The sequence below is a fragment of the Plantactinospora alkalitolerans genome (assembly GCF_015690345.1).
Taxonomy (GTDB): Bacteria; Actinomycetota; Actinomycetes; order Mycobacteriales; family Micromonosporaceae; genus Plantactinospora; species Plantactinospora alkalitolerans.
Genome location: NZ_JADPUN010000313.1, coordinates 1 through 11,373, shown reverse-complemented (window position 1 = coordinate 11,373; position 11,373 = coordinate 1). Strand labels below are relative to the sequence as shown.

At 71.3% G+C, this 11,373-nt stretch carries 9 protein-coding genes; 2 read left to right on the top strand and 7 right to left on the bottom strand.

The window, feature by feature from the left end; all coding sequences use genetic code 11:
- Nucleotides 1-70: 70 nt before the first annotated feature.
- From I0C86_RS34745 to I0C86_RS34735, 3 genes are all read right to left on the bottom strand, one after another.
- Nucleotides 71-2,719, bottom strand: a complete 2,649-nt coding sequence (locus tag I0C86_RS34745; protein ID WP_196205546.1) for an ATP-binding protein — start codon at nt 2,717-2,719, stop codon at nt 71-73.
- A 153-nt stretch (nt 2,720-2,872) separates the two neighbouring features.
- Nucleotides 2,873-5,122, bottom strand: a complete 2,250-nt coding sequence (locus I0C86_RS34740; RefSeq protein WP_230395282.1) for an MMPL family transporter — start codon at nt 5,120-5,122, stop codon at nt 2,873-2,875.
- 145 nt (nt 5,123-5,267) lie between these two features.
- On the bottom strand, nt 5,268-6,122 hold the full coding sequence (locus I0C86_RS34735) for an alpha/beta fold hydrolase (protein WP_196205545.1): 855 nt from the start codon (nt 6,120-6,122) through the stop codon (nt 5,268-5,270).
- A gap of 122 nt (nt 6,123-6,244) precedes the next feature.
- Here I0C86_RS34735 and I0C86_RS34730 point away from each other — a divergent pair, with 122 nt between their 5' ends.
- A complete protein-coding gene (locus I0C86_RS34730) occupies nt 6,245-6,721 on the top strand; it encodes a MarR family winged helix-turn-helix transcriptional regulator (protein ID WP_323374029.1) in 477 nt (158 codons plus the stop codon).
- A gap of 95 nt (nt 6,722-6,816) precedes the next feature.
- On the opposite strand, the gene I0C86_RS34725 is transcribed toward I0C86_RS34730, so the two are convergent.
- On the bottom strand, nt 6,817-7,302 hold the full coding sequence (locus tag I0C86_RS34725; RefSeq protein WP_323374028.1) for a MarR family winged helix-turn-helix transcriptional regulator: 486 nt from the start codon (nt 7,300-7,302) through the stop codon (nt 6,817-6,819).
- Nucleotides 7,303-7,431: 129 nt separating this feature from the next.
- On the opposite strand from I0C86_RS34725, the gene I0C86_RS34720 reads away from it, so the two are divergent.
- Nucleotides 7,432-8,655 carry a multidrug effflux MFS transporter gene (locus tag I0C86_RS34720; RefSeq protein ID WP_323374027.1) on the top strand — a complete coding sequence of 408 codons (1,224 nt, stop codon included), beginning with the start codon at nt 7,432-7,434 and terminating at the stop codon, nt 8,653-8,655.
- Between the two features lie 219 nt (nt 8,656-8,874).
- Here the strand turns inward: I0C86_RS34720 and I0C86_RS34715 are convergent, their stop codons facing one another.
- From I0C86_RS34715 to I0C86_RS34705, 3 genes are read right to left on the bottom strand one after another with little or no spacing between them, the layout of a single operon-like run.
- Complete coding sequence (locus I0C86_RS34715) at nt 8,875-9,252, bottom strand: VOC family protein (RefSeq protein WP_196205544.1); 378 nt, start codon at nt 9,250-9,252, stop codon at nt 8,875-8,877.
- Between the two features lie 9 nt (nt 9,253-9,261).
- On the bottom strand, nt 9,262-10,806 hold the full coding sequence (locus I0C86_RS34710) for an MFS transporter (protein ID WP_323374026.1): 1,545 nt from the start codon (nt 10,804-10,806) through the stop codon (nt 9,262-9,264).
- The gene (locus tag I0C86_RS34705) at nt 10,803-11,237 is read right to left on the bottom strand and encodes a VOC family protein (protein WP_196205543.1); all 435 of its coding nucleotides are present in this window, start codon (nt 11,235-11,237) and stop codon (nt 10,803-10,805) included. Before I0C86_RS34705 ends, I0C86_RS34710 begins: the two co-directional genes overlap by 4 nt.
- Nucleotides 11,238-11,373: the final 136 nt, after the last annotated feature.

The following is an 11,373-nucleotide window of genomic DNA, read 5'->3' as shown; positions in this document are numbered from 1 at the left end:
GCGCGAGGGGGACCGGTGAGGGGCTCTGTCGGGGGGCTGTTCCACTCGCGCCACGGCCCCAGGTGCGAGGTCAGTCCTTCCCGAGGCCTTCCCGGTCCAGCGTGACCGGGCCGATCAACGCCCGCTCCCGGGGCAGCAGGACGATCCCGCCTTCCCGGCACACCTGATCAAGGCTCTTGACCGCCACCGCGCGGGCCGCCGGATCATCGGTGCTGGCCACCAACCCGACCAACGCCTCGGCGACATCCCGCAGGTCCCGGGATCCGGCGCTGGACTGGGCCGCAGCCGCGAACCACTCGGCCGCCCACTCCCGGTCACCCCGTTGCATCGCCAGACTCGCCTCGATGAGCGCGCAGATCCCGTCCTCCGGGGGCCCGGCCTCGTCGACCGTCGGGCGACGGAAATCCGGCTCGACCGCCCCCCCGCCCGATCCCACCGTCTTGCGCGCGCGAAGCTCGGCGAGCACCGCCGCCGCCTCGTCGAGCCGTCCGTCCTGGGCGAGCGCGAGCCCGACCGTGCCGAGAACCCGTCGACGGTGGCCGGGATCGCCGAGATCGGCCAGCGCCCCCATCACCCGGCGCCCCTGCCGGACCGCGTCCGCGTACCGGCCCTCCAGCCGGGTCACCTCGGCCAGGTTCGCCCGGGCCAGTACCCGGAGCCGCTCCTCGCCGCACTCACCGGCCAACCGGTCCACCGCCGCCAACCGTCGCCGGGCCGCACGCAGGTCACCGATCCGGATCTCGTGCCAGGTCAGGTTGTTCTGCGACACGGCCATGTCCCGGATCCGACCGGTACGGGTGGCCAGTTCCAGTGCCGCCTCGCCGTGCCGCCGTGCCTCGTCGTGACCGCCGACGGCCATCCACAGTCCACAGAGCACACTGCGGGCGGCCAGTTCGCCGGAGACGTCGTGCAACCGCTGGAACGCCGCCAACGCCGCCTCCGCAGCCGGCAGTTCCTGCGGTCCGGCGCCGTGTTCCTGGGCGAGTTGTGCGACCCCCACCTGGGCCCAGGCCCGCGTCCCGAGGTCGACATCGGCGGTACGGGGATCGTCCAGCAGCCGGCGCAGCCACTGTCGACCGGCGACGTCCCGCCCCCGGTAGCGCCACCAGCGGACGAGATTCCCGGCCAGCCGCAGCGCCGTGTGCGGATCGTCGTTGGCAGAGTGCGCCAGCGCGGTCCACAGATCGCCCGCCACCTCGTCCAGCAGGCCGACCGCCTCGACGAGCTTCGCGCCGGCCAGATCCGGGGCGACCCGCGCGGCCAACCGGGCGAACACCGTGGCGTGCCGACCCCGGATCGCCGCCAACTCACCGTCGGCCGCCGCCCGCTCCGCGGCGAAGTCACGCACGACGTCGAGCAGCCGGAAGCGGAGCGGTCCGGCGCCCCGGGAACTGATCAGTCCCAGCGCCAGCAGACGGTCGAGCACCCGAACCGGATCTCCGTCGCGATCCCGCCCGCCCGCCGACGACTGCGCGTCCGGGAACAGATGGCCCTCGCGGAACGCGTGCCTGCCCGGGGACGAGCCTGCCGGGAAGGACGGATCGTCGGCGAGCATGGCCTCCGCCAGCTCCACCGACCACCGGTTGCGGAGCACCGACAGCCGGCGCAGCGCCGACCGCTCCCCGGCCTCGAGCAACCGGTAACTCGCCGCCACCGCGTCCCGCAGGGTCACCACCGCCTCGCGGGCGACGGGTGGGCTGCCCAGGTCGAGCACCCGGTGTCCGTACCGGTCGAGAACCTCGTTGAGGTCGAGCACCCGACCGTGCGCCGACGCCAACTCGATCGCCAGCGGCAGCCCGCCGAGCCGGCGTACCAGCTCGACGAGTGCGAGCACCTCGTCGGGGCGGGGCGGCTCCGGACGGATCTGGCGCAGCCGGGCGAGCAGGAGTGCGACCGCCGGGTACTCGGTCAGCACCGCCAGCTCGGCCGGAGCGTCGACCGGCGGCACCTCCAGCGGGGTCACCGGCCGGACCCGCTCGCCGGGCAGCCCGATCGGGTGCCTGCCGGTGGCCAGGACCCGGAGCATCGGCGCGGTCTCGGCGAGCCGGTTCAGCGCCTCGGCCGCGGCTCCCGGAGCCCGTTCGACGGCATCGACGAACAACAGCGAGGGTACGTCGGAGAACCGGCTGACCAGGTCGCTCGCCCGACCGACCCCGAACACCATGGCGACGGCAGACAACACGTCGCCCTCGGTCGAGCCCTCGATCATCACGATCCCGCTGACGCCACCGGGAAACTCGTCGGCCACCCGCTGGGCGACCTTGAGCGCCAGGCCGGTCTTGCCGACCCCGGCGAGGCCGACCAGGCTCACCACCCCACGCGCCAGCTGCGGCCGCTCGGTCAGCATCGCGGCCAACTCGGCGACGTCGCGATCCCGTCCGATCAGCTCACCCGGATCGGGCAGCCCCAGGCCACGGGCGGGAAGTCGACGGATCGGCAGACCGGCGACAGGCTCGGGCACCGGGCCTGCCTGACCACGGGCCGAGGCCATGAAGTCGGCCCGGTCCTGGCCGGCGAGTGCCAGCGCCGTCGCCAGCAGTTCGACGGTCGTACGTTGTGGCCGGGACGAGCGGCCCCGTTCGAGGTCACGGACCGTACGGATCCCGACCCCGGCCCGCTGCGCGAGTTCGGCCTGGGTCAGGCCGGACGCCAACCGGCACCGCCGCAGCAACTCGTCGAAGCCGATCGGGATCCGGTCGGAGCCATGATCCGGAGTCATGGGCAGGAAGACTACGCACCCCCCATCGACCCCGGCAGCGATGCGTCGCGCTACCGACCGAGGAAGACATAGATATCCGACAGCTTCCGGACGGGGCTTCCGGCGATGCAGCGGAGTGAGCCGGCGCCACCACCGAGCGTCGACAGGACCGGATCACGGTCCGGCGGACACCGGCTCCGCCGGAGCCGGTGCGGAGTCGGACGTCGACGGCCGACCGCCGCCGGCGAACCGCCGGTGCAACCGGCGCAGCGGCGCGGGCGACCACCAGTTCCACTCACCGAGCAGGCTCATCACCGCCGGCAGCAGCAGACCCCGGACCACCGTCACGTCGAGCAGCACCGCCACCGCCATCCCGAAACCGATCTCCTTGACGGCGGTCAGCTCACCGAGCAGGAATCCTCCGAAGACGACGGTGATGCAGACCGCCGCCGCCGTGACCACCGGTCCGGTCCGGGTGATCCCCGCCAGCACCGCCCGCTGGCTGGCCCGGATCCGGGCGGCCGGGGTACGCAGGTCCGACCAGCGATCCCACTCCTGGCGGATCCGGGCGAGCAGGAACACCTCGTAGTCCATCGACAGGCCGAAGACGAATACGAACAGCAGCACCGGGGTGGTGAGATCGATCGCTCCCCACGACCGGACCCCGAGCAGGGCCGAGCCGACGCCCCACTGGAACACCACGACCAGCACTCCGAGCGTGGCGAGCAGGGTCAGGGCGTTCAGCACCAGGGCCTTCACCGGGATGACCAGCGAGCCGGTGAGGACGAACAGCAGCACGGTGGTGACCAGCAGCAGCACCAGTACGGCCAGGGGCAGCCGCGCCGACACCGACGACCGGTAGTCCACCAGTTCGGCGGCCGGACCGCCGACCAGCAGCGGAAGTGGCTGTTCCAGGGCGCGTACCGCCCGGACCAGTTCCCGCGACTCCGACCCGCCGGTCGCGCCCTCGGGAGTCAGATCGATCACCACGGCGGCGCCCGGCACGTCGGGCCGGGGCTGCATCCTGATCACCTGCGGCAGGACGTTGAGCTGGTTCATCAGGTCCCGGACCTCGGCGGCGGTCGGATCCGCCTCGACCACCACGGTCACCGGCGCCGCCCGCCCCGCCTCGAAGTCCCGCAGCAGCACGTCGTACGCCTGCCGGGCCTCGCTCGACCGGGGCAGTGCCCGGGCATCGGAGTTGGCCAGGTTCGCGTCGAACAGGAACGGCAGGGAGAGCAGCAGCAGACCGGCCGAGACGGTGAACACCACCGGTCCCGGCTTCCGCTGGGCGTACCCGGCGAGCCGTCCGAGCAGCCCGGGGGCGTCGGCGGAGGTCCTCCGCCAGCGGGTCGTGAACAGCGCTCGGCGTACCCAGGTTTCGGATCCGGCGGCCGGGATGTGCCGGTGGGCGACCGCGATCAGCGCCGGTAGCAGGGTCATGCCGGCCAGCGTGGACAGCAGCACCGCGACCGCGCCGCCCAGCGCCATCGCGGAGAGCAGCGGCTCGGCGAACACGTACAGGCCGATCATCGCCCCCGCCACCGCGAGGCCGGAGACGAGTACGGCCCGCCCGGCGGTCGCCATCGTCCGGGCCAGCAGGATGCCCGGATCCACCACACCGTCGCCGCCCTCCGCCCCGTCCTCGGCTGCGGCCCGTTCCTCGCGGAACCTGAACAGCAGCAGCAGCGCGTAGTCCACGGTGAGGCCGATGCCGAGCAGCGTGACCACGTTGAGGGTGAACTCGCTGATCCCGGTCACGGTGCTCAGCCCGTACAGGCCGAGCAGGGTCCCCGCGACGGCGGCGAGCGCGGCCAGCATCGGCAGCACGCCGGCCCGCAGGCCGCCGAGGATCACCACGAGGGCGATCAGGAGTACGCCGAGCGCGATCGACTCCCCGAAGGCGGCGTCCTCGATCGCCTGCTCGGCGAAGGCACGCTCGGCGACTTTCTCCCCGCCGACCAGCACCTGCGGCGCGTCGATGGTCCGGAGCAGGGTGCCGACCCGGTCCTCGGCCCGGTCCCGCTGCTCCGGGGTCAGCCCCTCGGCCAGCTCGACCTGGACCAGGGTGCTCCGGTTGTCGGCGCCGATCCGTCCGCCCGCGGCGTTGTAGAGGTCCTCGACAGCCTTCACCCCGGGTACGGCCAGCAGTTCGGTGCGGACCTTTCCGACGCTGGCCACCAGCGCGGGGTCGTACGGGTCCCGGTCGCGGAGCACCGCGACCACGATCGGTCCCTCGGGCAGGAGTTCGTCCACCCGCCGCTGTGCCTGCTGCGACTCGGCGTCGGGGCGCAGGTTGTCGGTGCTGGCCAGCCGGTCGAAGACCTGGCCGCCGAGGGTGACGCCGGCGAGCACCAGCCCCAGCCAGCCGATCAGCACCGGCCAGCGCCACCGCCACATCGCGCGCCCGAGTACCGGGAACATCGTCGACCTCCCCCGGGCGACGCCCGCTCGTCGCCCTCGGCGCACATGCAAACACTCTGGGGAGTCGGACGTCAGCCCCCTTTCCGGCAGTCCGGGATGCCAACCGGACCAAAAGCAGGGTCGTCCGGGGTGGGTGACGTTCCCGTCAGCGGGCCGCGCGGAGGATGTCGCGCAGTTGGCGGGCGTACCCGCGCGGGTGGCTGGTGTTGCCGTTGTGTCCGCCCGGAAACTCCACCGGGTCGGTGCCCAGCAGGCGCGCGAGTTCTTCGGCGCAGCGGCGGTCGAAGACGCGCTCCCCGGTGGTGCGCCCGACGGCCGGCACGATGCGTGGCCCGGTCAGCGTGGTCAGCCCGGTCAGCGCGGCGACGTCCAGGACGTCCCGGACGGCCGCCGTGAAGTCGCGTTCGATGAAGACGTCGAAGTTGGCGATCCGCTGCGGTGTCATCGGCTGCGGGGTGAGGTCGGGCTCGACGTCCTTGTCGGCCGGGTCGATGCCGAGAACGCCGGCGATCTTCCGGATGGCGGCCGGCAGGCCCTCGGCGCGGTAGAGCCGCTGGATGTCGAAGAGTTCGCGCTCGTGTCGGGCGCGTTCGGTGGCCGGCAGCAACCACGGCGCGACGGGCTCGTGGGCGACCAGGAGCCGCAACTGCCGGGGGTGGCGGGCGGCCAGGTGCAGCCCGATGAGGGCGCCGAAGCTGCAGCCGAGCATGTCGACCGGCTCGGTGGTGAGGCTGGCCAGCAGCCGGTGTACGTCGTCGGCGTGCTCGGGCAGGCTGATCTGCCCTCCGGGTTCGTCGAGCGTGCTGCGCGAGAGCCCCCTGCGGTCGTAGGTGAGCACGGTGTGGTCTACGGCGAGGTCGTCGACCAGATCGTCGCTGCGGTCGGCGTCGCCCTCACCGCTCTGCGAAATCAGCAGCAGCGGACCGGTGCCGCGCATCTCGTAGTGGATGGTGGCGCCCGGAACCGGAAGCAGGCCGGTGGTGGTCTGGGTGGTGGTCATCGCTGGCTCGTCTCCCGTGCTGTCGTCTCGGCTCTGTCGGTCTCGGCCGTTCGAGATCACGATAACCCATCCGATCAGATGTATCTGATCCGATGCATCTTGGAAGATGTATCGTGCGTCACGTGAACGGAATCGAGCTGTTCCTGCTGGGCCGGACGCTGATGAAGATCGGCGAGGAGACCATCCCGACCGGCGCCGTCGGCCAGCACTCCACCAGTCACCGCTCGGTGCTCATCGTGGCCAGCGACATCCGCAGTCATCCCGACACCTCCGTCGGCGAGATCGCCGACCGGACCGGATTTCCGCAGAGCAAGGTCTCCGCGTGCGTCGCCCGGCTCCGCGAAGCAGGTGCCGTCGTGACCGCCGCCGACCCGGACGACCGGCGTCGGCTGCTCGTGAGACCTGCTGCCGAGGTCTCCGAACGCGTCGCCGAGATCCGCGCCGTTCCCATCGACGACGCCCTCGCCACGGCACTGGGCCCCGAGGATCCCCAACGGATCGCCGAGGTGACAGCCGCACTCGACACCCTCGCCAGACACCTCACCCCACAGGCGCTCGTCCGGCTCCGTACGACATCCGGCACCGGCTCGGCGGACTGAGTCGGGACGCGCCGCGCATCCGTGCCGCGCGGGCGGGCGGCGAACGATCGACGGGTTCGTCAGCCCCGTTCGGCGGCGAACGATCGACGGGTTCGTCAGCCCCGTTCGGCGGCGCGGCGGGTCCGCAGCCGTTCGGCGAGCGCACCGAGCGCGGGGGCGGCGCTGGCGACCGCCGTACGCTGCTCGTCGGTGAGGTCGTCCAGGGCGGCGGCGAAGATCCGGGCCCAGGAGTCCTCGATCCGGGCCGAGCCGTGCGCGGCGTCGACGGTCGGGTGGAGCCGCACGGCGCGTCGGTCGCTCGGGTCGGGCTCCCGGCGGATCAGGCCCCGGGCCATCAGGGCGCGGACGGTCGCGCTCACGTTGCTGGCGTGCAGGCCGAGGTCACGGGCCAGAGTGCTCACGGAGACGCCGGGAGTTTCGAGGACGTACCGGAGCACCTCGAGTTCCGAGGGCGGCAACTGGCCCAGCCCGGCCTCGTCGACGCCCTGGAGCCGCATCACCCGGCCCAGTTGGTACAGGACTGGTACGAGTGCTCTCGCCTCCCGGAGAACCGTCCCGTCCACGTCCATCACTCGTTTCACTTCACGAGAGTACCGGTAGACATACTTATATAGTTATAGTAATTTCCTGCCGTGACTTCCACCCCCTCACGAAGCGAGCAGTCGAGTCCGCCGATTCCCCCGCAGCCACGCCCATCGGAGTCATCTCCGGTGGCGGCGCCGCCACCGGAGCCGGGCCCGGCGCGACCCGCCGGACTGCCGGTACTGCTCACCACCGCGCTCGTGCTGCTGGCCTTCGTGCCCCCGATGGGCATCGACATGTACCTGCCGGCGTTCCCGCTGATGGCCGAGGAGTTCCGGACCGATCCGTCCGGTGTCCAGCTCACCCTCACCGCGTTCCTGATCGGCCTGGCCCTCGGGCAGCTCGTGCTCGGTCCGCTCTCCGACCGGTACGGCCGGCGGATCCTCATCCTCACCGGTACCGCCCTGTGCGCGGCCTCCGCCGCCGCCTGCGCGCTCGCACCCTCGCTGGAGACGCTGACCGTACTGCGCTTCCTGATGGGAGTCAGCGGTGCGGCCGGGGTGGTCGTCGGCCGCGCCGTCGTCTCCGACACCGCCAAGGGCCCGGCCGCCGCCCGGACGTTCGGCATCCTGATGGCGCTCGGCGGGATCGCCCCGATCGCCGCGCCACTGCTCGGTGGTGTCGTGATCAACGCCTCCGGTTGGCGGGCGGTGTTCGGGGTTCTCGCCGCCGGTTCCCTGCTGACGTTCCTGATCACACTGGTCGCCGTACCGGAGAGCCTGCCGCCGGACCGGCGGCACGCCGGCGGCCTGCGGTCCACCCTGGCCACCGCGCGGTCGCTGCTGACCGACCGGATCTACCTCGGCTACACGTTCGCGTTCGTCTTCGGTTTCGCGGCCCTGTTCTGCTACATCGCCGCCTCGCCCTTCTTCCTCCAGTACGCCCTCGGCCTCACCGTCGGACAGGCCTCCGTGGCATTCGCCGCCGGAGCGCTCACCGCCACCCTGAGCAGCGCGGTGAACGCCAGGATGGTCGGCCGGATCTCCCCGGTGATCCTGCTCCGGACCGGCCTGGCCACGATGCTCGCCAGCAGCGCGACCCTGCTGGCCCTCACGCTGGCCGGGCAACTCCACCGCGTCGTCGTAATCGGACCGCTGCTGCTCTTCTTCGTCGGTCTGGGCATGATCATGGGAAACGCGACCGCGCTGGCGATCCAACGGGTTCCGCACGCCGCCGGAACCGGATCGGCGGTGCTCGGCACGTTGCAGGCCGTCTCCGCCGCGACGGTCGCGCCGCTGATGGGCGTCGGTGGACGGGACGTCGCCGTACCGCTCTTCCTGGGCATGACCATCTGCGTCGGGCTCGCCTGCCTCGCTCTCCGGCTCACCCGACGCCCGGCGGCAGCCGGCTAGACCCGGCGGCCGGAACCGGTCGCGTAGCTCGCCGAAGAAGGTCTCCTTCGGCACCGGGCCGTCTCCGTCCGCCTCCGCCATCCACTCGACGTCGGCCTGGCCGAGACCACGCCGTACACAGAACTCCTGCGCCCAGATCCGGAGACCGGCCGCCCGGTCCACCAGCGTGTTGTCCAGGTCGAAGAGCACCAACCGCTGCACGGCGTAGGCCGTGTTTCGCTAGTGGCGGACCAGGCAGAACGGATGCCCCGCGGGGTCGGCATAGATACGCCAGGCGCGTCTTTCTGCTCCTTCGTCCAACACCGTTGCTCCCAGGGCCAGCACCTGCTCCTGGGCGCGGTCCAGGTCCGTAACACCGAAGTCCAGGTGGAATTGCTGTGGCCGGGCCGGGTCGGGCCACTGCGGTGGCTGGTAATTCACTGCGCGTTGGAAGGCCAGGACGAGGCCAGACGACGTGTGTAACGTCGCCCAGTCGTTGCTGAGCGCCCATCGCTGATCCCGTTGGTTGACGGCACCTCCGAGGAGCGCCTGGTAGAACCCGGCAAGTTCCATCGGGTGGCCGCAGTCCAGCACGACGCACTGCAGGTCCGCGATCATGAGCCGATCCTAGGCGCCAGCCAGGTTGCGGCCCCTCGGCCTAGCCGAGGAAGGCCAGGACCTTCCGGCGCCTGTCTCCCCGACGATCTCGGCCGTCGGGTCGCGCAGTTCCGGGTCGACCCGCTCGAACAGCACCATCACGAGCAGACCACCGAAGACCATCAGCGCGGCTCCGACGCGCAACGCCAGCGCGTACCCCTCGGTCATCGCGACCTGCGGGTCCACGCCACGCTGGATCTCGTCGCCGCTGTACCGCAGCGCGAGGGTGACCAGGACGGCGAGGCCGAGCGCCCCACCGACCTGTTGCATGGTGTTCTGCACCCCGGACGCCAGGCTGGAGTCCTGGACGGTGACCCCGTGCAACGCGGCGGTGGTCGCGGCCGGCATGGTCGCCCCGGCGAACAGCCCGAACACGATCATCCCCGGCAGGATCCCGCCCGGGTAGCTGGTGTCGGTATCGATCATGCTGGTCAGCAGGAGTCCGAAGCCGGCGCCGACGAAGCCGGCGGACGTCACCACCTTGACCCCGAGCCGGGGCGTCAACGTGGCGCCGAGGCCGATGCCGGCACCGATCGCCACCGAGAGCGGCAGCCAGGCCAGCCCGCTCACCAGCGGCGTGTAGCCCAACACATGCTGCTCGAACAGGGTCAGCATGAAGGTGTACGAGATGAACGCCGCCATGAAGAACAGCGAGGTGGCGTTGACGACCGTCCTGGTCCGGTTGGCGAAGAAGCCGAGCGGGATGAGCGGGTCCTTCGCCCGACGCTCGATCACGAGCATCCCGGCGAGCAGACAGACTCCGGCCACCAGCGGGATCAGCACCGGTGCGGACCGCCACGGATGCTCGGCGGCCTGGAGCAGCCCGTAGACGATGGCGACGAGGCCGACCGTCAGGGTGATCGCCCCGGGGAGGTCGAGTCCGGCGTTCTTCGCCCGTACCATCCGGCTCTCGCGGACCAGCCGAGGCATGATCAGGAGCACCACCACCGCGACCGGCAGGTTGATGAAGAAGATCCAGCGCCACGACGTCAGGTCGGTCAGCAGACCGGAGATGACGTAGCCCGAGGTCCCGCCGAGCGCCACCAGCCCGCTCCAGATCCCCAGCGCCTTCGTCCGTTCCTTCGGATCCGTGAACAGCAACGCGATCAGGCCGAGCGACGCGGGGGCGGCGATCGCCTCGGCGACGCCCTGGCCGAACCGGCCCGCCACCATCATCGCCGGGGAGGTCGCCGCACCGCAGACGGCCGAGGAGACCGCGAAGATGACCACCCCGGTCAGCAGCAGCCGCCGCCGGCCGAAGACGTCGGCCAGGCGCCCGCCGAGGATCAGCAGCCCGCCGGCCGCCAGCACGTACGCGTTGACCACCCAGGTCAGGCCGGAGTCGGAGAAGCGCAGGCCGTCCTGGATCCGGGGCAGCGCCACGTTCACCACGGTCATGTCCAGCAGGATCATGAACGACAGGCCGGAGAGCAGGGCGAGCACCCACCAGCGCCGGGGATCCTGGGCCGGGACCTCGACGTCCATCGAAGACCCGGCCGGATCTACGGTGGTCACGCCTCGAAGTCCGCGGGGCTGAACTCCCGCGACTCGACCAGCACCATCCAGTTGCCCGAGTTGTCGCGGGCGACCGCCTCGACGCCGTACGGGCGGTCCTCCGGAGGCTGGATGAACTCGACGCCCTTGGCCCGCAACTCGTCGTACGTCTTCCGGCAGTCGTCGACCGCCAGGCCGAGCCCGAACATGCCGCCCTCGTCCATCGTGCGGTTGATCGCGGCGACCATCTCCGGCGAGTACGGCGGACCGGGCGGGGTCAGGTGCACCTCCAACTCGGGCTGGCTCGGGTGTTTCACCGTGCACCACCGGAAGGACCCGTCGCCGAGGGTGATGTCGGTGTGCTCGACGAACCCGAGCACGTCGAGGTAGAACGCCTTGGATGCGTCGATGTCCTTCACGAAAACAGCGGTGATCGAAATGTTTGTGATCATTGGACCAGGCTAGACGAGTAGTTCCGAAGTCTGGGGTCGATGTCCGGGCATGAGGAGAGGGCATCCAAGATCATGTTGTGACGCAAGACCTGGACACCCTCTTGACCGCACTGTACGTGAAGATCGACGACATGAT

Excerpts from the sequence above, each read along its gene's own strand:
- I0C86_RS34745 (WP_196205546.1), bottom strand. The coding sequence starts at position 2,719 with ATGACTCCGGATCATGGCTCCGACCGGATCCCGATCGGCTTCGACGAG.
- I0C86_RS34735 (WP_196205545.1), bottom strand. The coding sequence starts at position 6,122 with ATGACCACCACCCAGACCACCACCGGCCTGCTTCCGGTTCCGGGCGCC.
- I0C86_RS34705 (WP_196205543.1), bottom strand. The coding sequence starts at position 11,237 with ATGATCACAAACATTTCGATCACCGCTGTTTTCGTGAAGGACATCGAC.
- I0C86_RS34740 (WP_230395282.1), bottom strand. The coding sequence starts at position 5,122 with ATGTTCCCGGTACTCGGGCGCGCGATGTGGCGGTGGCGCTGGCCGGTG.
- I0C86_RS34715 (WP_196205544.1), bottom strand. The coding sequence starts at position 9,252 with ATGATCGCGGACCTGCAGTGCGTCGTGCTGGACTGCGGCCACCCGATG.